22 protein-coding genes are annotated in these 19,345 nt (G+C 70.5%); 9 read left to right on the top strand and 13 right to left on the bottom strand.

Annotated elements, in window-relative coordinates; translation table 11 throughout:
- Positions 1-393 precede the first annotated feature (393 nt).
- From D7Y13_RS21025 to D7Y13_RS20990, 8 genes are all read right to left on the bottom strand, one after another.
- Entirely contained in the window at positions 394-846 is a 453-nt protein-coding gene (locus D7Y13_RS21025) for a hypothetical protein (protein WP_120535016.1), read from the bottom strand.
- Entirely contained in the window at positions 843-1,517 is a 675-nt protein-coding gene (locus D7Y13_RS21020) for an anti-sigma factor family protein (protein ID WP_120535017.1), read from the bottom strand. The genes D7Y13_RS21025 and D7Y13_RS21020 overlap by 4 nt, the downstream gene beginning before the upstream one ends.
- A gap of 84 nt (positions 1,518-1,601) precedes the next feature.
- Complete coding sequence (locus D7Y13_RS21015) at positions 1,602-2,216, bottom strand: sigma-70 family RNA polymerase sigma factor (RefSeq protein ID WP_120535018.1); 615 nt, start codon at positions 2,214-2,216, stop codon at positions 1,602-1,604.
- A 60-nt stretch (positions 2,217-2,276) separates the two neighbouring features.
- On the bottom strand, positions 2,277-3,341 hold the full coding sequence (locus D7Y13_RS21010) for an Immediate early protein ICP0 (RefSeq protein WP_120535019.1): 1,065 nt from the start codon (positions 3,339-3,341) through the stop codon (positions 2,277-2,279).
- Between the two features lie 170 nt (positions 3,342-3,511).
- The gene (locus D7Y13_RS21005; protein ID WP_120535034.1) at positions 3,512-4,024 is read right to left on the bottom strand and encodes a hypothetical protein; all 513 of its coding nucleotides are present in this window, start codon (positions 4,022-4,024) and stop codon (positions 3,512-3,514) included.
- Entirely contained in the window at positions 4,024-4,923 is a 900-nt protein-coding gene (gene hemF / locus D7Y13_RS21000) for an oxygen-dependent coproporphyrinogen oxidase (protein WP_120535020.1), read from the bottom strand. The genes D7Y13_RS21005 and hemF overlap by 1 nt, the downstream gene beginning before the upstream one ends.
- A gap of 43 nt (positions 4,924-4,966) precedes the next feature.
- Positions 4,967-5,716, bottom strand: a complete 750-nt coding sequence (locus D7Y13_RS20995; RefSeq protein WP_233595757.1) for a hypothetical protein — start codon at positions 5,714-5,716, stop codon at positions 4,967-4,969.
- 80 nt (positions 5,717-5,796) lie between these two features.
- Positions 5,797-6,087 carry a DUF3467 domain-containing protein gene (locus D7Y13_RS20990; RefSeq protein ID WP_120535036.1) on the bottom strand — a complete coding sequence of 97 codons (291 nt, stop codon included), beginning with the start codon at positions 6,085-6,087 and terminating at the stop codon, positions 5,797-5,799.
- A gap of 70 nt (positions 6,088-6,157) precedes the next feature.
- Here D7Y13_RS20990 and D7Y13_RS20985 point away from each other — a divergent pair, with 70 nt between their 5' ends.
- On the top strand, positions 6,158-6,955 hold the full coding sequence (locus D7Y13_RS20985; RefSeq protein WP_120584796.1) for an alpha/beta hydrolase: 798 nt from the start codon (positions 6,158-6,160) through the stop codon (positions 6,953-6,955).
- Here D7Y13_RS20985 and D7Y13_RS20980 read toward each other — a convergent pair.
- Positions 6,909-9,029: a hybrid sensor histidine kinase/response regulator gene (locus tag D7Y13_RS20980; RefSeq protein WP_158620427.1), complete on the bottom strand. Its 2,121-nt coding sequence runs from the start codon at positions 9,027-9,029 to the stop codon at positions 6,909-6,911. The genes D7Y13_RS20985 and D7Y13_RS20980 overlap by 47 nt on opposite strands.
- 201 nt (positions 9,030-9,230) lie before the next feature.
- Between D7Y13_RS20980 and D7Y13_RS20975 the strand changes: the two genes are divergently transcribed.
- Genes D7Y13_RS20975 through D7Y13_RS20965 form a run of 3 tightly spaced genes read left to right on the top strand, consistent with a single transcriptional unit; the run spans position 9,231 to position 13,699 of the window.
- Positions 9,231-9,956: an ABC transporter ATP-binding protein gene (locus tag D7Y13_RS20975; RefSeq protein WP_120535022.1), complete on the top strand. Its 726-nt coding sequence runs from the start codon at positions 9,231-9,233 to the stop codon at positions 9,954-9,956.
- Complete coding sequence (locus tag D7Y13_RS20970; RefSeq protein ID WP_120584794.1) at positions 9,953-12,493, top strand: FtsX-like permease family protein; 2,541 nt, start codon at positions 9,953-9,955, stop codon at positions 12,491-12,493. The genes D7Y13_RS20975 and D7Y13_RS20970 overlap by 4 nt, the downstream gene beginning before the upstream one ends.
- Positions 12,494-12,496: 3 nt before the next feature.
- The gene (locus D7Y13_RS20965) at positions 12,497-13,699 is read left to right on the top strand and encodes a lipocalin-like domain-containing protein (RefSeq protein WP_120584793.1); all 1,203 of its coding nucleotides are present in this window, start codon (positions 12,497-12,499) and stop codon (positions 13,697-13,699) included.
- Between the two features lie 45 nt (positions 13,700-13,744).
- On the opposite strand, the gene D7Y13_RS20960 is transcribed toward D7Y13_RS20965, so the two are convergent.
- Complete coding sequence (locus D7Y13_RS20960; RefSeq protein ID WP_120584792.1) at positions 13,745-14,158, bottom strand: hypothetical protein; 414 nt, start codon at positions 14,156-14,158, stop codon at positions 13,745-13,747.
- Between the two features lie 179 nt (positions 14,159-14,337).
- Between D7Y13_RS20960 and D7Y13_RS20955 the strand changes: the two genes are divergently transcribed.
- Entirely contained in the window at positions 14,338-14,763 is a 426-nt protein-coding gene (locus tag D7Y13_RS20955) for a DUF3574 domain-containing protein (protein WP_120584791.1), read from the top strand.
- 23 nt (positions 14,764-14,786) lie between these two features.
- On the opposite strand, the gene D7Y13_RS20950 is transcribed toward D7Y13_RS20955, so the two are convergent.
- Entirely contained in the window at positions 14,787-15,182 is a 396-nt protein-coding gene (locus tag D7Y13_RS20950; RefSeq protein ID WP_120584790.1) for a Dabb family protein, read from the bottom strand.
- A 111-nt stretch (positions 15,183-15,293) separates the two neighbouring features.
- On the opposite strand from D7Y13_RS20950, the gene D7Y13_RS20945 reads away from it, so the two are divergent.
- Entirely contained in the window at positions 15,294-15,701 is a 408-nt protein-coding gene (locus D7Y13_RS20945; protein ID WP_120584789.1) for a winged helix-turn-helix transcriptional regulator, read from the top strand.
- On the opposite strand, the gene D7Y13_RS20940 is transcribed toward D7Y13_RS20945, so the two are convergent.
- Complete coding sequence (locus D7Y13_RS20940) at positions 15,637-16,530, bottom strand: NmrA/HSCARG family protein (RefSeq protein WP_120535027.1); 894 nt, start codon at positions 16,528-16,530, stop codon at positions 15,637-15,639. The genes D7Y13_RS20945 and D7Y13_RS20940 overlap by 65 nt on opposite strands.
- A gap of 71 nt (positions 16,531-16,601) precedes the next feature.
- On the opposite strand from D7Y13_RS20940, the gene D7Y13_RS20935 reads away from it, so the two are divergent.
- The 3 genes from D7Y13_RS20935 to D7Y13_RS20925 all read left to right on the top strand — a co-directional run bounded on the left by D7Y13_RS20935 (position 16,602) and on the right by D7Y13_RS20925 (position 19,065).
- Positions 16,602-17,216, top strand: a complete 615-nt coding sequence (locus D7Y13_RS20935) for a TetR/AcrR family transcriptional regulator (RefSeq protein ID WP_233595756.1) — start codon at positions 16,602-16,604, stop codon at positions 17,214-17,216.
- A 58-nt stretch (positions 17,217-17,274) separates the two neighbouring features.
- On the top strand, positions 17,275-18,258 hold the full coding sequence (locus D7Y13_RS20930) for an SDR family NAD(P)-dependent oxidoreductase (RefSeq protein WP_120584788.1): 984 nt from the start codon (positions 17,275-17,277) through the stop codon (positions 18,256-18,258).
- A 276-nt stretch (positions 18,259-18,534) separates the two neighbouring features.
- Positions 18,535-19,065 (top strand): hypothetical protein, encoded by a 531-nt coding sequence (locus D7Y13_RS20925; protein ID WP_147444400.1) that lies wholly within the window; start codon positions 18,535-18,537, stop codon positions 19,063-19,065.
- Positions 19,066-19,091: 26 nt separating this feature from the next.
- Here the strand turns inward: D7Y13_RS20925 and D7Y13_RS20920 are convergent.
- A partial coding sequence (locus D7Y13_RS20920; RefSeq protein ID WP_158626162.1) for a DUF4440 domain-containing protein occupies positions 19,092-19,345 on the bottom strand: 254 nt, incomplete at its 5' end.

Raw genomic sequence — 19,345 nt, 5'->3', positions numbered from 1 at the left:
GTCTTGCTCCCAGACCCAAGAGCAACTGCCGTGCCGAGCCTCAAACGGGCGTCCTCCGAGGGAAGAAAGGGCGAAACCCCGCCTCGCCCTGGGGAACGGCTGACATTTTTTCAGCCCCGGTTTCAGGTAGTTCCGACCGTTTCCCTGCCCCGAGGGCCGAGCCCCACTCCGCCCCACGTCATCCGGGGGACGAAGCCCTCCGCCGCCAGGGCGCGTCAGCGCGTCCACACCGGAGTGGATGTACGAGAGGTAGGGAAGATTCAGGGCCGGAGGGACATTCGCGCGGGGCCGCCCGGAGAGGAGGGGGCCATCCTGGCGCTGCGGGTACGGCGTCCAGCGACTTCCCGGACGGCGCCTGCCCGAAGGCGGCGCGCATCCGTCACGACGACAGCGCTACTTGGAGGGCGGCACCAGGACGAGGATGAGGTCCCCACCCACGTGCTTGCCGGCCTTCTGGTACACGGCGCCCTGGCGGCCCAGCTCCACCTCGACCGACGACTGGCTCGGGATGATGACGCGCAGGGTGGCGATGCCTTCCTTCATGCCCAGCAGCTGCAGGGAGGCGTTCGTCCCGTTGGGCAGCTTCACCTCGGTGGGCTTCTGTGCGCCCACCTCCACCACGTCCAGCGACATGCGCTTGAAGGACGTGAAGCTGAAGTTCTGCTTCTGGAACGCCTCCTTCATCTTGTTGAGCTCCGCGGGCTCCACCGCGGTGCCCTTGTTGGAGGCCAGCACCACCTCCACCTGCACCTTCACCTTGGCGTCCTGGGCGAAAGCCACCGCCGGCCCCAGCGTCAGACCTACGGCGAGCACCAGTCCCAGCACCGCCCACACCTGCTTCGTCATAGCGCTCCTCCCGTGGGACGCGGCGGGACGGCGGGGGCCGCCGGCTGCCGCGTACCCTGGCCGTCCAGCTCCCCACCCAACTCCTCGGCTTCCGTCCCGTCCAGCTTCTTCGGCTGACCGCTGACACCGTCCGGGGCGTTCTTCACGGGCTCCGGGGCCTGCTCCTGCTCGTCCACCATCCAGATGATGGAGCCGCCGCCCTCGGTCTCCATCACCACCGGCGCGACACGGGCGCCCTGGTAGGACTGGATGGACTTCACCGTCATGCGCTCGGCGGCATAGCCCTCCGGGGCTCCGTCGCGCAGCAGCAGGGGCAGCGCCACCAGCATCACCACCGCGGCGGTGGCCATGGAGGAGAGCATCGCGGTGCGCTGGTAGAGGAACATCTCCGACAGCGCCAGCCGCATCCGTTCAATGAGCGGCGGCTTCTCCGGCGTCACCCGGGCCATCACCTTCTGGGCGAAGTCCTTGAAGTCGACGTCGTCCACCGCCATGTCCAGGCCCACCCGGAGCAGGCCGGACTCGGCGCGCAGGTCGGCCGAGCGGCCGGTGCAGTCGCGGCAGGCGGCCAGGTGGCGCTCCACGTGGACCCGTTCCGAGGGGGCGAGTTCGCCATCGATGTAGGGAGACAGGAGCGGGACAAAACGCTCACACGCGGGATTTCCGGCCATGCTCTTCACCCTGCGGGCTGGTGGGAATGCGTGGGTGGGACGCGGCGGCCCCCACGGATATTCGAGGGGGTCTTCCGATCGCCCTCACTCACTGCCCACTCCGCTCTTGGCTTCGTCCAGCTCCAGGTAATCGCTGAGGATTTTCTGCACCTTGGCGCGCGCGTGGAACAAGCGGCTCATCACGGTGCCCTTGGGAATGTCCAGGGTGCGGGCCAGGTCCTCGTAGGACATGCCCTCGATTTCGCGCAGGAGCAGGATGGCGCGGTGCTTCTCCGGCACCGTGGCCAGGGCCTCCTGGATCTTCTCCGCCAGCTCCTTGCGGAGGGCGCTCTTCTGGGGATTGGTCCCCAGGCGGCTGCCGAGCGCTCCGATGCGGGCCTCCGACAGGTCCATGTCCTGGGACTCGTCGAACTCCACCGCTTCGCCACCGCCCCGGCGCTTGCGGAGCACGTCGATGCAGATGTTCGACGTGATGCGGTACAGCCACGTGTAGAAGGACGCGTCGCCCTTGAAGTGGTCCAGGTACTTGTAGACCTTGACGAACGCCTCCTGGGAGACGTCCATCGCTTCCTCCTTGTCCTTCAGCATACCGAGCGCAACGGCGTACACCTTGCGCTGGTAACGCTCGACGAGGAGCTTGAAAGCGCGCTGGTCCCCGCTGCGGACGCGCTTGACGAGTGTAAGGTCGTCGGTGGCCAAGAGTGCGGCACCGTAACACAAGCCGCCATAACCCCAAGTCTTCCGAACAGGCTCCTTGCTTTAGAGGGAGCTGACCAGGGCGATGACCGCCAGGGCGACGCCCGTGATGGCCAGCACGGCCCCGAAAACCATCCGGTCCCACTGTCCTTCGGAGAGGGCGTCGTCCTCCTCCGGGCCGGCGCGGAAGCGGTGGAGCACGTTCCAGAACATCCGTCCGCCGAGCTTTCTATCGGAGCCGCGCCGGTCGGGGTCGCCCGGGGGCAGGGGCTGGCCCTGTTCGTCCCGGCGAATGAACGGTCCGGGCATCGGCTGGTAGAGGCCGGGCGTCATCGGGGCCGCCTGCTCGGAGTGCCGCACGTCGGGCGGGGGCTCCAGTTGGACGTCCTTCGCGCGCTCGCGGGCCTCCTCGGGCGACGGCGCGTCCAGCACCCAGAGTCCCGCCTCCACGCCCGTCTGCCCGCTGTGGGCGTCCTGGAGCTGGGCGAAGCCCTGGTCCTTCAGCGCCTGGGCGAAGGCGGCCTTGCCCTCCGGGGTGGGCGGGTGCCGGGTGGCGGCCTCCGCGTAGGCGGCGAAGAAGGCCCACAGGCGGGCCACCCGGTCCGACGAGGGCAGCGACGCGGGCCGCACCTGCGCGGACAGGAGCGCGCCATCCGAGGCGAAGCGCTTGGCCACCGCGGGGGAGTTCTCCAGGTCCTTCAGGTCGCCGGGGACCAGCGATTCCACGTCCCGCACCGGTCCGCGCGCCTCGCCCGCGCCCAGGTAGGGGCTGGCGGTGGTGGGCTGCTGCCCGGGCGTCCGGAAGCCGTCCTTCAGCTTGCGCTGCTGCGGCGGCGCGGCGCCCGGCTCGCGGGGAGGCTCGAAGCCCGTGCCGGGTTGCGCGCGGGGACCTCGCGTCGTCCCCGGACCGCGCGGCGTACCGGGACCGCGCGGCGTGCCGGGCTTCGGGAGGGGGATGCGGACCGACTGCGGCCCCACTTCCGCCCCCTCCGGCAGGCCGGTGCGGACCGACGGGGGCCCTGCGTCCGACCCCTCCGGAGGCGTTCCAGGGTCCTGCCCCTCACCGCCGGGGAAGCCCACGGAGACACCTCCGGGAAGCCCCTCCCCACCCGGAGAGGGCTCCATCATCCCATCATCCTGGAAGGGCGACGGAACGGGGGCCGTGACGGGCGCGGGGGCGGACCCCGTGTCGGAGCGGGGCCCGTTGCGCGGATCCGGCCCGCGAGGACCGCGAATGTCTCCGACATTTCCCATCCACCGGATTCTCTCACATCGAGAACCCGGAGTTGCATGGGGGGCTACTCGCCCTCGCGCTCCACTTCCATGGGGCTGGTCATTCCGTTGGCGTCCAGACGGATCCGATAGACGGCGTTGAGGCCATCACCGTCCGCGTCCGCGCGGGCGAGGCAGGACACCTCCGGTTCACCCACCGGGCTCTCCTGCACCGTCACCTCGTACTGGAAGTGCACGGAGGGGCCCGGCTCGAAGCCGATGCGGTGGAAGTCCTCGTGGTCGTGGGCGAAGGGCACCGCCTCGCCGTCGCGGGGCACCGGCGAGGGGAACGGCGCGATGGGCACGTAGTCGCCGTGCTCGTCCCGGAACGCCTGCACGGCGTCACACAGCGCCAGCACCTGGATGCGCGCCTCGTTGGCCAACTGCTCCGGCGAGGCCCGGCCGCCAGAGCGCGTGGGGCCCGTCAGGATGAGCAGCAGGGACAGGCCCAGGCCCGCCACGACCGCGGCGACGAGGCCCGCCACCACCGCCTTGCTGCGGCGGGGCGCGGCTCCAGACGGAGGAGGCGGCGGCTGCATCAGGCCCACTCCCGGGGGTTGCGCAGCACCTCTTCCAGCCGGGCCTCGGGGGTGCCGGGCTCCGGGTGGTAGTCGTAGCGCCAGCGCACGCGCGGCGGCAGCGACATGAGGATGGACTCCGTGCGCCCCTGCGTCTCCAGGCCGAAGATGGTGCCCCGGTCATAGACGAGGTTGAACTCCACGTAGCGGCCCCGGCGCACCTCCTGCCAGAAGCGCTGCGCCTCCGTCACCGGCGTGTCCTTGCGCCGCTGCGCGATGGGCAGGTACGCGGGGATGAAGGAGTTGCCGCACGCCTGCACGAAGGCGAACTCGCGCTCCAGGTCGCCGCCCATGTTCTCGAAGAAGAGGCCGCCCACGCCGCGCGCCTCGCCCCGGTGGCGCACGTGGAAGTACGTGTCACACGCGGCCTTGAAGCGCGGGTAGTACGTGGCGTCGTGCGCGTCGCACGCGGCCTTGTGCACGCGGTGGAAGTGCGCGGCGTCCTCGTCGTGCAGGTAGTACGGCGTCAGGTCCGCGCCTCCGCCGAACCACGCTCTCCCGCCCTGCTGGATGAAGCGGTAGTTGGCGTGCACCGTGGGCACGTGCGGGCTTCGGGGGTGCAGCACCAGCGACAGGCCGCCGGCCCAGAAGGTGCGCCCCTCGCCCTGGAGCTTCTTGGCGAAGGCCTCCTCCAGTTCGCCGTACACGATGGAGGTGTTCACGCCCGCCTTCTCCAGGACGGCGCCCTCCTCCAGCACGCGGCTGCGGCCACCGCCGCCACCCGGACGGCTCCACGCGTCCTCGCGGAAGCGGCCCTGCCCATCCAGCGTCTCCAGCGCGCCGCAGATGTCGTCCTGGAGCTTCTGGATGAAGGCCGTCATGCGCTCCTTCATCCCCTCCACGTCCACCGTCGCCGTCATGTGCCCGTTGTCTCCCGTGCGGTACGAACGGGCGCGGATGCTACTAGGGCCCCTGGGCGGAAGGGGCCTCGAAGTCCACCGGAGGCGTGGAGGGCGCCAGGTTGCCCGCCGCGTCGAAGGCCTCGATGCGGGCGCGGTAGCTGCGGCCGTCCTCCAGCGCGAACGCCCCGCCGCAGGCCTCATGGCCCAGATAAGCGGTGTTGGACTGGATGGGCAGCAGGTACTGCTGGGGGCTGACGCCCAGCCGGCGCGGGGCCAGCTTCACCACCAGGAACGAGGGGCTCTCCTCGCGCAGGGCCAGGTTCAACTTCACGAAGCGCGCGATGCCCTGGGGCGAGCGGCGCACGAAGCCCTCCGACACGGCGGGCTTCTTCACCCACTTGGGGGCCTTCGTGTCGGCGCCCTTGCCGCTGAGCCATGAAGGCTGGACGCCGGGACGGCCGTTGAGCACCACCACCCCCGGCAGCACCTCATCCAGGCGCAGCAGGTAGCGCTTGTCGGGCTGCATCGGCTCCGCCAGCTTGAGGATGACGACGGCGCGTCCCAGGGTGCTCTCCCAGCCCTTGGTCACCTTGAGCTTCACCTCGTGGCCATCCGCCTCCAGCTTCAGCGGCTTGCCGACCAGCCCCAGCACGGGCGAGCGCGCCGTCCCCACGCCCTCCAGCAGCAGGCGCATGTTGGTGGGGACGATGCCCCCGGGTGACGGGTACAGCTGGACGCCGTCCCCGGTGCACTGGGCGGAGGCGGAGGCGGCGGACAGCAGGGCAGCGATGAACACGCAGGCGCGGAACACGGTGCCTCCCAGTGTGCGCCGGGAACGGCCGCAGGGAAAGTCAAAGCGGACCCCGGAGCCCGGCACCGGACGGAGGTGCCTCAGTGGCGGGGGCCCTCATCCTCATTGAGGACGATGGGGCCGAAGCGCTCCTCGTGGCGCCGCAGGTTCTCCTGGAGGACGCCCAGCAGGCGCTTCAGGTGACGCGGGCTGGTGATGACGCGCGAGCGGACGCGGGCCAGGGGCTGCTGCGGCTGGACGAAGAGGAAATCCAGCACGAACTCCGTCTCCGTGTGGTTCACCAACGCCATGTTGCAGTACTGGCCGTTGGCGACCTCGTCATCCATCTGCACCTGAAGCTGCATGTCCGGGGGTTTCGGAGTGTCCGCCATGAGGCAGGCGGCATAGCGCCTGGGGCCCGCCATGGCCAGTGTCCACCGGGTGAGCACGCGCTGGCGGGACATCGACGGGGAGTCCACGGCCGCCTTCGCGCTGGGGCGAGGCCCGGATGCCTGCCTGCTCCTACACGGTTTCACGGGGAGCCCGTGGGAAGTGCGGCCCCTGGGTGAAGCCCTGGCGGCGCGCGGGATGCGCGTCGTGGCGCCCCGGCTTCCGGGCCACGGCACCACGCCGGAAGCCTTGTTGGAGGTGGACCATCACGACTGGCAGGACGCCGCGGAGGAGGCGTTGGCGTCCCTCCAGGGCCACCGCCGCGTGTTCGTGGCGGGACTGTCCATGGGAGCACTCCTGGCGCTGCGGCTGGCCGCGCACCATCCGGAGCAGGTGCACGGACTCGCGCTGGTGGCGCCCGCGGTGCGCTTCCGGGGGCCGCGCATGGCGCTGGTGCGCCAGTTGGTGCGCACGCCCCTCCTTCAGTGGACGACGCCGTGGGTGGACAAGGGCAGCACGGACATCTCGGATCCGCTGACGCTGTCGCAGGCGCCCGTGCTGCCGGCCTTCCCGGTGGCCCGGCTGAGGGACCTGTGCACGCTGCAGGATCTGGCGGTGACGGACGCGCCCCGGGTGCGCTGTCCGGTGCTGGTGGCGACCGCGGAGCAGGACCACGTGGTGGATCCGGAGGGCGGACGCTGGCTGGTGCGGAGGATGACGGCGTCCCCGGCGGTGCGGCTCGTGAGCTTCCGCGAGGGCTTCCACATCATCCCGCGCGACGTGTCCGGGCCCCTGCTGGCCACGGAGGTGGGCGACTTCCTTTTCAGGAACGCGGCGGAATGGGAGGCGCAAGGCGCGCCACCGCCGTGAGCAATTCCACCGCGTCCAGCGGCTTGGTGACGAAGGCGCTGAAGCCCGCGCGCAGGGCCCGGTCCCGGTCCTCGCGGCGCGCGGCGGCGGTGACGGCCAGGGCCGGCACCCCGCCCCCGGACTCCCACGGCAGCGCGCGCAGCCGGTACAGGAGCGAATAGCCGTCCTCGCCGGACAACGTCACGTCCGTCACCAGCACGGTGGGCGGAGACCTGCGCACCTCATCCATCGCGTCGGTGACGTTGGTGGCGGTGAGGACGTGGGCGCCCACGCGGGTGAGCAGCACGGACATCCATTCACGCGCGTCCGGCGCTCCATCCACCACCAGCACGCGCTGGCCCTCCAGCTCCGGGAAGCGCGGCAGCGACAGGCCCTCCACGGGCCTTGGCTCGCGCGTCGCACCCGGGGTGGCCCCCACGCGCGAGCGGGGCAGGAAGACGGTGAAGGTGGAGCCCCGGCCGGGCCCTTCGCTGGCCGCGGACACGGCGCCGCCGTGCAGCTCCACCAGGTGGCGGACGATGGACAGCCCCAGGCCCAGCCCTCCGTGCTGACGGCTGACGCTGGTGTCCGCCTGATGGAAGCGCTGGAAGAGGAAGGGCACGAAGTCGGTGGGGATGCCCTCGCCGTCGTCCTTCACCACCAGCTCCGCGCCCTCGTCGCGCGTGCGCGCGGACACCGACACGCGGCCTCCGGGCGGGGTGAACTTGATGGCATTGGCGAGCAGGTTCCACACCACCTGCTGCAACCGGTCCGGGTCGCCGAACAGCGGCACGCCGTCCGAGTCCACGGAGAACTCCAGCTCCAGCTCGCGCGCGAGCGCCGTGGGCCGCACCGCGTCCAGCGCCGCCTCTACCACGCGCCCCAGCTCCAGCGGCACGGGCTCCAGGCGCAGCCGCCCGTTGGCGATGCGGCTGATGTCCAGCAGGTCCTCGATGAGCTGGCGCTGGGCGCGCGCGTTGCGCTCGATGGCCTCCACGGCGCGCTGGCGCTTGTCCTCGCCCAGCAGGCCCTGCCGCAACATCTGCGACCAGCCGAGGATGGACGTGAGCGGCGTGCGCAGCTCATGGGACACCATGGCCAGGAACGCGTCCTTGGCGCGGCTGGCGGCCTCGGCGGCGCCACGGGCCGCGCGCTCCTCGTCGTAGAGCCGCGCGCGGTCCAGGGCCTGCGCGCACTGGCGGGCCACCGTCAGGAGGAAGGCGCGCTCCGCCTCGTCGAAATCGCGCGCGTCGCCGAAGCCCAGGCCCAGCGCGCCGAGCACGCGCCCGCCGCTCACCAGCGGCACCGAGGCCCACGCCGAAAGCGCCAGCGTCCGGGGCAGCATTGCCAGACGCGGGTAGCGCGCCATGCACTCCGTCCACGAGCCCAGCGCGGACGGCTCGCGGGTGCGCGTCACGTCCGTGAGGGGACAGGTGGAGGAGACGTCGAAGCGCTGCCAGTCCTCCAGGTCCCCCGGGGCGAAGCCGTGCGCGGCGACGCGCTCGAAGACGTCCGCGGCCTCCGACGTGGGCACCACGACGAGGCCGGTGAGGGCGCCCAGCGCGATGGCGCCTTCGCGCGCGGCCACCTCCACCACCTGCGCGGGGGTGAGCGCCTCGGAGAGCGCGGCGGTCATCGCCTGCAGGCGTTCGGTGCGCCAGGACGCGGTGGTCCACGCGGCGCGGCGCGTCTCCACCAGCTCCGTCACGTCCACCGCGAAGGCGAGCACCCCCTCCACCTGTCCCTGCGCATCGCGGCGGGGCAGCAGGGAGAGGTTGAAGAAGAAAGCGTCGTCGGAGGGGTGGGCGCGGGCGGAGGTCTCCCGCAGGTGCAGGGCCTGCCCGGTGGTGAAGACGCGGTCCCAGGCGTCGTGCCAACCGGTGCCGTCCAGTTGGGGACAGGCCTGACGCAGGGGGACGCCCACCTGTCCGCGCGTGTCGAGCAGCGTCAGGCGCGTGGCCGTGCTGAACTCGATGAGGTGGCCCGGCCCCCGGTAGAGGCCGAAGAAGGCGGGGAGCTGCTGGAGCAGCTCCTGGAGTCGTGGGGGGTCGCCTCCGCCGGGCGCGGGCACCCAGACGGCCTGGGCTTCGTTCACGGGCTGCCCCCTGCCTTCCCTGACGGGGTCATCCTCCAACGTCAGGCATCCCAGCATGGCACGAAACGCACCCCGGGACGGGAGCGGAGGCCCTGAGTCAGACGCACCCTCCCACTGCTGACGTCCAGTAGAGGGCATCCGCCCCATCCGCCCGGGGAAGCCGGCCCGGAAGCCGGGCATCGGTTATGTCGGGTGACAGGCATGCCCTCCTCTCCTCCTGATTCGCGGCCTCTCGTCGAACTGCGCGCCGTCACCAAGTCCTACGCGGAGGGAGACTCCGTGCGCGAGGTGCTGTCCGGCACGTCGCTCACCCTGCACCGGGGCGAGTTCGTGGTGCTGCTGGGCCGCAGCGGCTCCGGCAAGTCCACGCTGCTCAACCTCATCAGCGGCATCGACCAGGCGACGCAGGGCGAAATCCTGGTGGAGGGCCGCGACCTGGGGCGCATGAAGGAGAAGGAGCGCACGCTGCTGCGCCGCGAACGCGTGGGCTTCATCTTCCAGGCCTTCAACCTGCTGCCCACGCTGACGGTGGAGGAGAACGTGCGGCTGCCCCTGGAGCTGCTCGGCCGCACGGGCGCGGAGGCCGGTGCGCGGGCGCACGAGCTGCTCCAGCGCGTGGGCCTGGAAGGCCGGGCGAAGAGCTTCCCGGACCGGCTGTCCGGCGGCGAGCAACAGCGCGTGGCGGTGGCCCGGGCCCTGGCCCACGCTCCGCCGCTGCTCCTGGCGGACGAGCCCACGGGCAACCTGGACGAGGAGACCGGCAAGCACGTGCTGGACCTGCTGGAGGGGCTCACGCGGCAGGGCGATGCGTGCGCGCTCATCGTCACGCACGAGCCCGGCATGGCGGCCCGCGCGGACCGCGTCCTGACCATGGAAGGCGGTCGGTTGGTGGAGCGGCCCGGCGGCGCGCGAAAGGGGGCGCCGTGAAGATGCTGCTCGCGCGCTCCAGCCTGCGCCACCTGGGCGGGCACCCGTGGCTCACCGCGCTGTCGCTGCTGGGCATCGCGATGGGCGTGGCGGTGGTGGTGTCCATCGACCTGGCGAGCGGCAGTGCGCTGCGCGCCTTCGAGCAGTCCACCGACGTCGTCGCCGGCAAGGCCACGCATCAAATCGTGGGCGGCACGTCGGGCCTGCCGGAGGGGGTCTACACCGCGCTGAAGCTGCGCCCGGACGCGCCGGAAGCAGCGCCCGTGGTGCAGGGCTTCGTGCGGGTGGAGGGGGGCAACCGCCGCACGCTCACGCTGCTGGGATTGGATCCGTTCGTGGAAGCCCCCTTCCGCGACTTCTCCACTGGGAACGCGGTGGGGGACGTGGGCGAGCTGCTCACGAAGCCCGGCACGGTGGTGATGGGCGCGAAGACGGCGCGGGCGCTGGGTGTGAAGGCGGGCGACACGTTGGCCGTGACGGTGATGGGGCTGCGCCGGGAGCTGCGCGTGTCGGCCCTGCTGTCCCCGACGCAGGAGACGACGGAGCGGGCGCTGGAGTCGCTCCTGATTTCGGACCTCTCCACCGCGCAGGAGGTGCTGGGCCAGACGGGCCGGCTGACGCGCGTGGACCTGAAGCTCCCGGACGATGAGGCGCGGGTCGCGCGCCTGAGGGCCGCGCTGCCCCCGGGCGCGGAGCTGGTGCGGACGTCGGGACGCGCGGGCACGGTGGAGCAAATGACGCGGGCGTTCCGCACCAACCTCACCGCGCTGTCGCTGCTGGCGCTCGTGGTGGGGATGTTCCTCATCTACAACACGATGACGTTCTCGGTGGTGCAGCGGCGCGGGATGCTGGGCCGGCTGCGCGCGGTGGGCGTGACGCGCGGAGAGCTGTTCGCGCTGGTGCTGGGCGAGGCGCTGGTGCTCGGCATCGTGGGCACGACGGCGGGCCTGCTGCTGGGCATCCTGATGGCCAGCGGCCTCGTGGGCCTCATCACGCGCACCATCAATGATTTGTACTTCGTGGTGAACGTGCGCCGGTTGTCATTGGAGCCGTTCACGCTCATCAAGGGCCTGGGCCTGGGCCTGGGCGCCACGGTGCTGGCGGCGCTGGTGCCCGCATGGGAGGCCGCGCGCGCGACGCCGGTGACGGCGCTGCGGCGCTCCACGGAGGAGGACGCGTCCCACCGAAAGGCCCCCCAGCGTGCGTTGCTGGGATTGGGGGTCCTCGCCGTCTCCATCGGGCTGCTCGCGTGGCCCACGCAGGCGCTGACACCGGCGTATGCGGGACTGTTCGGCGTGATGATGGGCACCGCGCTGCTGGTGCCCTGGGTGACGGAGAAGCTGACGGTGGCGGCGGCGCGGCCCCTGGGCGCGCTGTTCGGTCCGTTGGGTCGCATGGCGGCGCGCGGGGTGACGGCGAGCCTGTCGCGCACGGCGGTGGCCCTGGCGGCGCTGATGGTCGCGGTGGCGACGACGGTGGGCGTGGGGCTGATGGTGTCCAGCTTCCGGGGCACGGTGGCGGCGTGGCTGGAGTCCGCGCTGCAGGCGGACGTGTTCGTGTCCCCGCCTTCGCTGGTGGCCCGGCGGGGGGACTCCGCGCTGGTGCCGGGGCTCGCGGAGAAGCTGCGCTCGACGCCCGGGGTTGAAGCGAGCGGCTCCATCCGCGTGGTGCACGTGCGCATCGGCGACGTGGAGACGGACCTGCTCGCCATCGACTTCGCGAAGGGACACGCGCGGGCGTATCGCTTCAAGGAAGGACGCGCGGAGGACGTGTGGCGGCAGGTGGACGCGTCCCGGGACGTGGTGCTCGTGTCGGAGCCCTTCGCCTTCCATCGCGGCGTGCACGCGGGCGACACGTTGCGCGTGGCCACGGACAAGGGCCTGCACGACTTCCGCGTGGCGGGCGTGTACTTCGACTACGGCTCCGACGTGGGGACCGTGATGATGGCGCGCGCCACGTATGAGCATTGGTACGAAGACCGGGGCGTCACCGGCCTGTCGTTGTTCGCGGCGCCGGGACAGGACGTGGATGCGCTGGTGTCCCGGGTGAGGGACCGGGCGGGCGGTGAGCAGGCCTTGAACGTGAATGCCAACAGGGCGCTGCGGCAGGCCTCGATGGAGGTGTTCGACCGCACCTTCACCATCACGCAGGTGCTGCGCCTGCTGGCCATTGGCGTCGCGTTCGTGGGCGTGTTGAGCGCGCTGATGTCCCTGCAACTGGAGCGGGCGCGCGAGTTCGCGGTGCTGCGCGCGACGGGGCTCACGCCGGGACAGCTCTGGGGAATGGTGTCCTTGCAGACGGGCCTGCTGGGCTTGCTGGCGGGGCTGTTCTCCATCCCGCTGGGACTGGCGCTGGCCTACGTGCTGGTGCACGTCATCAACCAGCGCTCGTTCGGGTGGACGTTGCAGTTGGTGGTGTCCCCCGGCGTGGTGGGACAGGCGATGTTGCTGGCCCTGGTGGCGGCGGCGCTCGCGGGGCTGTACCCGGCGTGGCGGATGGCGCGAGCGAACCCGGCCATGGCGTTGCGGGAGGAGTGAGACATGGGTCGCGGACTCGTCATCGGAATCGTGTTGGTGCTGGCCGCGCTGGGCGTGGCGGTGGGCGTGGTGATGCGGGACACGGAGCAGGCGGGTCAGGAGCCCTCCGGCACGATGACGGTCGCGGGAGCGCTGGGAGGCGAGGGCAGCCTGGAGGGCTATGCGCGCGCTGTGGAGCCCCGTCCCTTCCGCTTCCCGGAGGACCACGGCCCCCACCCCGACTTCCGCACCGAGTGGTGGTACTGGACGGGCAACCTGGAGACGGGGGACGGACGGGCCTTCGGCTATCAGTTCACGCTGTTCCGCAGCGCGCTGGTGCCGGAGAAGTCCGACCGGGACTCGGCCTGGGGTACGCGGCAGGTGTTCATGGGGCACTTCACGGTGTCGGACGTGAGCGCCGGACGCTTCCATGTCACCGAGCGCTTCAGCCGCGCGGCCGTGGGACTGGCGGGTTCGGACGGGTCCCCCTTCCATGTCTGGCTTCAGGACTGGGACGTGCGAAGCGAAGGCACCGCGGGCACGTGGCCCATGCACCTGCGAGCCCAGGGCGACGGCGTGACGCTGGACCTGGTGATGGATGAAGGCAAACCGCCGGTGCTCCAGGGCGACCGGGGGCTGAGCCAGAAGAGCGCGGAGAAGGGCAACGCGTCCTATTACTACTCCCTGACGCGCATGCCTTCGCGGGGCACGGTGTCCGTGGATGGGCAGACGGTGTCCGTGAAGGGTGAGAGCTGGATGGACCGCGAGTGGAGCACCAGCGCGCTGGGCCCGGACCTGGTGGGCTGGGATTGGTTCGCGCTCCAGCTCTCCGACGGCAGCGAGCTGATGAACTACCAGCTCCGGAAAAAGGACGGGAGCGCGGACCCCTTCAGCGCGGGCACCTGGAATCCGCCCACCGGGGACGCCGTGCACCTGACCCGCGAGGACGTGAAGCTGGAGGTGCTCAGCACCTGGAAGAGTCCGCGCGGGACGCTGTACCCGTCACGCTGGCGCCTCCAGGTGCCCAGGCTGGCCCTGGACCTCACCGTGACGCCGAAGCTCGCGAACCAGGAGCTACCGGTGAGCGTGCGCTATTGGGAGGGCGCGGTGTCGCTGGAGGGCACGCGCGAAGGAAAGCCCGTGCAGGGACGCGGCTACGTGGAGCTGACCGGGTACGCGGACTCCATGAAGCCGGAGGACTCGACGACCCGCAGCCGCACGCCGTAAAAACGGCCCGCCCCAGGGGACTGGAGCGGGCCGCACTCAACAACTTCAGGGCGAACGGACCCAGTCCGCCGAGAAGTCTCCCGCGACCTCCGTGAAGGAGTCGGGACCCGTCATCGTGATGGTCACGGAGCGCGGCGGGGGATACCCGCAGATCCCCGTCCCGTACATGTAGCGCGTTCCCACGTAGGTCCCGGCGGTGGCGCCCGGGGTCAATCCCGAGAACACCAGATCGCCCACGAGCCAGCAGCCATCACCGCCGCTCGACATGTGGCCCGAACCGCCACTGCCAATGGAGGCGCATCCAGGCCAGCCCACCTGGCACCAGTTGCCACTCAGTGTGTCTCCGGAGGGGAGGACGGCGGACTCCTGGGTCGCAAGGACAGACCGCGCCTCCATGCCCTCACCACAGGCGGTCGCCACGAGCGCGAAGAGGGAGACCAAGGCTGCTTGTCTTTTCATGTGGGCTGTTCCTTCAAGGGATGACGGCAGGACCTGAGGCGATTGCCATTCTTCACTCGAACGAAAACCATGGCAATTATTGATTGCACGGCAATGAACGACTCGGACTGCCAGGGATTGGCAACGGCGACACCGGAAGAGTAAGGCAGTGTCCCCATATATTTCCGGAGCTACACGCAATGCGCCTTTCAAAGGGTCTGTTCCTGGGGTGTGTCTTCGCGCTGGGCCTGGGTGCCACCGCCTGTGGAGACGACGAGCCGGATGCCCCAAGCTGCACTGTCGGTAGTCAGCAGTACCGCACGGACCTGTTCTTCGGGCGGGACCGCGTGGGCGACGTGCCTGTCAGCGAGGCGGAGTTCCAGGGGTTCGTCGACACCGTCGTCATGCCCCGCTTCAAGGACGGGCTGACCCTGTACGACGCGAACGGGCAGTACCAGTTGGAGGACGGCACGCTCGTGCACGAGCTCAGCAAGATCATGGTGCTCCTGCATGACGGCAGCACGGCGCGCTCGGCGGACATCGACTTCATCCGAGAGGAGTACAAGCGCCAGTTCAACCAGGAGGCCGTGCTCCGCATCGACTCCACGCCCTGCGTCGCGTTCTAGCCTCCGCGGCCACCAGCCTCACTCTACAATCCGATGTCGGGGATGGCGGCGAGGAGCGCGGCCCATTCCGGGTCTCTGGCCATCTTCTCCCGGTGCATGGCCTCAATCTTCTCCCCCAGCGCGGGGTCGGCGTCATCGGTCAGGGCCATGCGCCGGAGCCTGGCAAGGAGTGGCAGGAAGAGCAGGTCCCCCGCGCGGTGCTCGGGTGCGTCGAAGTACTTCCGCAGTGCTGCCAGGTCCGCGATGCCCACGCAGTAGGCGTGCGTGTAGCCCTCGGCCGGGTCCCCCAAATCCCTTCCGACGACCGAAAACGAGACGGCGTCTGTCTTCGACGTGCGGGTGATGGCCGCGAGGGCTTGCGCCTTCTCCGCTTCGGTCACCCCGTCCTTGAAACGGAAGCGCAGCAGATTGATGAACATGGTGTCACCTCCCGCGCGAAAGATAGCGGCGGGCTTGCTCCAGGGAAGGAGGTAACCTTGGGTAACCACCACATTGTGGTTTCCCTCCGGTTACCACTCCCGTGACGCCCCATGCTCCGCCGCCGCAAGAACAAGACGCCGCCGCTTCCGCCCCTCTGCCCGCTCACCGAGTGCATGAAGCTCCTCGGTGGCGCATGGACCGCGAACCTCGTCTGGCGCCTCAGTGGAGAGCCGCGGCGCTTCAGCGAGCTGCGCTCCGACATTCCGCGCATCTCCGCGAAGGTGCTCAGCGCGCGACTGTGCGCGCTCGAGAAGAACGGCGTGCTCACGCGTCACGTCGTCGCGAGCTCACCGCCTTCGGTGGAGTACGCACTGACCGAGATGGGCCGCGAGCTCATCCCGGTCATCGAAGCCATCGTCCAGGTGGGGATGAAGCTCCAGCACAGGGTGGAGGTCAGGCCGCGAAGCGTGCCTGGATCTGCGCCGCGCCCCCGCGCTCGAGCCACGCATCGAACGTGAGGAGACCCGGCGATAGCCGCCGCAGCGCCGCGACGTTCGCGTTCCCGACCGCGGTCCCCTCGTCGACCAGCTCGACGAGGCGGCTCAAGAGCGCGCTCTGCGCCAGGAACTCGGGAGGGAAACGCGCGTAGGAGATGGACGCGTGGGTCGCACGTCCAATCTTCTCGGCGAGCTGGTTCCCGGTGAGTTCATCCCCCGCCAGCTCCAGGGTGGTTCCGGCATGCGTGCCCGGCTCCGCGAACACGCGCGCGACGAGCACGCCGATGTCGTCGCTCGCGATGAACTGCATCGTGCGGTCCGGTCGGACGAAGAACCGGAGCGCGCGCTGCGCCAGTCCGAAATGCGGCTCGAGAAGGATTTCCATGAACGCCGACGGCCGCACGATGGTCGCGCGAAGGCCGCTCGCGCGGACGTGCTCCTCGATCCTCCACTTGCTCTCGAAGTGGCCGACACCCGTGCCGGGACGCAGGCCCGCCATCGACGTGTAGACGAAGTGCTCGACGCCCGCGGCCTTCGCCGCGTCCACGGCGCCCACGCCGAAGCGGAACTCGTCGTCGTCACTGACGCCGTACTGGGGCTGACCCGAGCTCGGCTGGATGCTGAAGACACCGTATGCACCCACGAGCGCACGGTCGAGCGACGCGCGGTCCCCCATGTCACCGCGCACCAGCTCCACGCCCGACGCCTCCAGCGCCCGGGCCTTCGCGCTCGAAGGGTCGCGCACGAGCGCGCGGACGCTCCAGCCGTCCTTGCGCAACGCACGCGCCGTCGCGCCTCCCTGTTGTCCCGTCGCTCCAAGCACCAGCACGCGTTCGCCCTGGGTCGCCATCACGGCCTGCCTTTCTTCCGATAAACGGAGGGTTGCTCCGCTTGAATACGGAGCTATGCTCCGTTTTTCAAGTGGCAGCGAAGCTCCCGAAGAATTCAGCGGACGACACGACCGGCGGCGCCATGCGCGCGGACGCGAGGCGCAACCGCGACCGGTTGCTCGCGGCGGCGGACGCCGTGTTCACCGAGCGCGGCGCGGACGCGTCGCTCAATGACGTGGCGAAGCGGGCGGAGGTAGGCATTGGAACGCTCTACCGACACTTCCCGACGCGCGAAGCGCTCCTGGGCGCGACCTGCGACGAGCGGTTCCTGACGCTCGCGAAGCAGAGCCGCGAGCGCTCGGCATCCCTGTCCTCGATTGAAGCCCTGCGCGTCTTCCTGGAGGAGCTCGTGCACTACGCGGGCATCTACCAGGGGCTCGCGGCGTCACTGGGGGTTGTCCTGCGAAGTGGCACCGAGGGGTGTCACGCGACGACCGCCGAGGGACAGCGCCTGCTGGAGGCAGCGCAGCGCGAGGGTGAGGTTCGCGGCGACATCCGCCTGGATGACGTGGTGTGCATGGCGATGGCGATCTCGCTCTCCGCCGCGCAGGACGCGTCGGGACCCAAACGCATTCCACGCCTCACCGGCATGTTCATCGACGGGTTGCGTCCCCCACGCGAAGCGCGTGGCACACGACACCGCTGACCCCGGCGACCTCCAGGGCGCCATCACGGGCACGAAGTCCGGATAGAGTGCCCGGACCATGAACGTCCTCGTCACGGGTGCCACCGGTCTCATCGGCAATGCCATCGCCCATCGGCTCGCGAAGCGTGGGGACTCCGTCCGCGCGCTCGTGCGGGATGTCAGCAAGGCCGCGCCCCTGCTGCCGCCCTCCGTGCAGTGCATCCAGGGCGACATCACCGCCCCCGCGTCGCTGCCGGCCGCGATGCACGGGGTGGACATCGTCTTCCACGCCGCGGGCATGCCGGAACAGTGGCATCGCGACGACTCCATCTTCGACCGCGTGAACCGCCAGGGCAGCGTGAACGTCCTGTCCGCCGCGCACGCCGCGAAGGTGCGCCGCGTGGTCTACACGTCCACCATGGATGTCTTCGCCGCGCCCCGGGGCGGAGAAGTCACCGAAGCCAACATCGACGCGCACCCCAAGCCCACCGTCTACGAGCGCTCCAAGCAGGACGCCGAGCGCGCCGTCGAAGCCATCCGCCAGCAGGGCCTGGACGTCGTCTACATCAACCCGTCCGCCGTCTACGGCCCCAGCCCCGTGCACGTGGGCCTCAACTCCTTCTTCATCCAGCTCCTCAACAAGAAGGCCCCACTGCTCCCTCCAGGCGGCATGTCCTGCGTCTACGTGGACGGCCTCACCGATGCGCAGCTCGCCGCCGCCGAACGCGGCGTCAACGGCGAGCGCTACCTCGTCTCCGACCAGTACATGAGCAACGCGGACCTGGCGCTCGCCATCCACAAGGCCGCTGGCGCCGGGAAGCCTCCCGCCACCGCGCCCGTCTTCCTGATGGAGGCCCTGGCCCGCGCCTCCGCGCCGCTCGCGCGCGTGTTCCCCTTCACGCCGCTCGTCGCGCCCGGCCAGCTCTCCTTCATGCGCTGGGAGGCCAACGTGAACTCGGCCAGGGCCCAGCGAGAGCTGGACTTCCGCCCCACCCCGCTCGAACAAGGCGTGGCCCGCACGGTGGCCTTCCTGCGGGAGAAGAAGCTCGTCCCCCAGGCCTGAAGCACCCGTCTGTCGTCAGCCCCGGCTGAACATGTCAGCGGATGTCATGGGTTGACCCAAACCCGGGAGTGTCGGACACCGCCTCCGTCGGGACAGACCCACTCCCTGGGTTGCCTTTCACGTGGAGTCAGGAAATTGGCGCGACTGGCATTGAGTGCTACCCAGCAAGGGCTGGCGCACGTCCTTGCCGGTCCGCCCCTTCACCCCTCCCATCCCATGTCCGCTCCCATGCCTCGCCGGGCGGCGCTCCCTTCGTGGGCGCCGTTGATGGCCGCCGTGTCCGCGATGTTCGCGCTGGCGGGTTGTCAGCACGACGTCGCGCCCTCCGAGTCAGGGGCTGCCCGCATCGTCATCTCCGGCCCGCGGGTGGCGCCGGTGTCACCTGATGTCGCGCCCCGCATCACCAGCGCCTTCCAGACCGCCCGGACCATCGGTCCGGGACATTCCGCGCGCGTCAACGTCCGGGCGACGGATCCGGAGGACACGACCCTGCGCTACGTCTGGGAAGCCACGGTGGGCACGCTGGGCAAGCCCAGAGCGCTTTCAGATGGCAGCGAAGCCCTCTGGACCGCCCCCGCGTGCGTGGCCGCGCAGCAGACACCCGTCGTGCACGTGCGCGTGACGAACGCGGCGGGCCTGGAGACACGCCAATCCTTCACGTTGAGCTGGACCGGACCGACGTGCCCCCCGGGGAAGGAGCATCGCTCCAGGGTGCCAAACGCATCCGTGCAGCTGGCCCTGGGCTCGAACCCGGGCGGCACGGCGCGCGTGGGCTCCGAGCGTCCCCTGCCAGAGGATGTTCCTTGATGCATCCGGCGGGTGCGCGCCGTGGCTCAGCGAGGGCCCGGCGCGGACTCGTGGTAGTGGATGGCCCTCCACTCCCCGGCCTTGCGGTGGAAGACGAAGCTCACGCGGCCGTCGTTCGTGAACGTCCCCGCCCCGTCCGCCCGCTCGCCCTCGAAGCGATACGTGAAGAAGGCGAAGGCCACCTCGCCCATCACGTCGAGCGTCAGGTCTTCCAATGACATCCGCGAGCCCCGCTCCAGGTGCGTGCGCAGGGCGTCGTAGTACTGGGAGATGCCCACCC

It is taken from the genome of Corallococcus praedator (genome assembly GCF_003612125.1).
GTDB lineage: Bacteria > Myxococcota > Myxococcia > Myxococcales > Myxococcaceae > Corallococcus > Corallococcus praedator.
This window is presented reverse-complemented; position numbering and strand designations above follow the sequence as displayed.

Excerpts from the sequence above, each read along its gene's own strand:
- D7Y13_RS21025 (WP_120535016.1), bottom strand. The coding sequence starts at position 846 with ATGACGAAGCAGGTGTGGGCGGTGCTGGGACTGGTGCTCGCCGTAGGT.
- D7Y13_RS21020 (WP_120535017.1), bottom strand. The coding sequence starts at position 1,517 with ATGGCCGGAAATCCCGCGTGTGAGCGTTTTGTCCCGCTCCTGTCTCCC.
- D7Y13_RS21010 (WP_120535019.1), bottom strand. The coding sequence starts at position 3,341 with ATGATGGAGCCCTCTCCGGGTGGGGAGGGGCTTCCCGGAGGTGTCTCC.
- D7Y13_RS21005 (WP_120535034.1), bottom strand. The coding sequence starts at position 4,024 with ATGCAGCCGCCGCCTCCTCCGTCTGGAGCCGCGCCCCGCCGCAGCAAG.
- hemF (WP_120535020.1), bottom strand. The coding sequence starts at position 4,923 with ATGACGGCGACGGTGGACGTGGAGGGGATGAAGGAGCGCATGACGGCC.
- D7Y13_RS20990 (WP_120535036.1), bottom strand. The coding sequence starts at position 6,087 with ATGGCGGACACTCCGAAACCCCCGGACATGCAGCTTCAGGTGCAGATG.
- D7Y13_RS20975 (WP_120535022.1), top strand. The coding sequence starts at position 9,231 with ATGCCCTCCTCTCCTCCTGATTCGCGGCCTCTCGTCGAACTGCGCGCC.
- D7Y13_RS20965 (WP_120584793.1), top strand. The coding sequence starts at position 12,497 with ATGGGTCGCGGACTCGTCATCGGAATCGTGTTGGTGCTGGCCGCGCTG.
- D7Y13_RS20960 (WP_120584792.1), bottom strand. The coding sequence starts at position 14,158 with ATGAAAAGACAAGCAGCCTTGGTCTCCCTCTTCGCGCTCGTGGCGACC.
- D7Y13_RS20955 (WP_120584791.1), top strand. The coding sequence starts at position 14,338 with ATGCGCCTTTCAAAGGGTCTGTTCCTGGGGTGTGTCTTCGCGCTGGGC.
- D7Y13_RS20950 (WP_120584790.1), bottom strand. The coding sequence starts at position 15,182 with ATGTTCATCAATCTGCTGCGCTTCCGTTTCAAGGACGGGGTGACCGAA.
- D7Y13_RS20945 (WP_120584789.1), top strand. The coding sequence starts at position 15,294 with ATGCTCCGCCGCCGCAAGAACAAGACGCCGCCGCTTCCGCCCCTCTGC.
- D7Y13_RS20940 (WP_120535027.1), bottom strand. The coding sequence starts at position 16,530 with ATGGCGACCCAGGGCGAACGCGTGCTGGTGCTTGGAGCGACGGGACAA.
- D7Y13_RS20930 (WP_120584788.1), top strand. The coding sequence starts at position 17,275 with ATGAACGTCCTCGTCACGGGTGCCACCGGTCTCATCGGCAATGCCATC.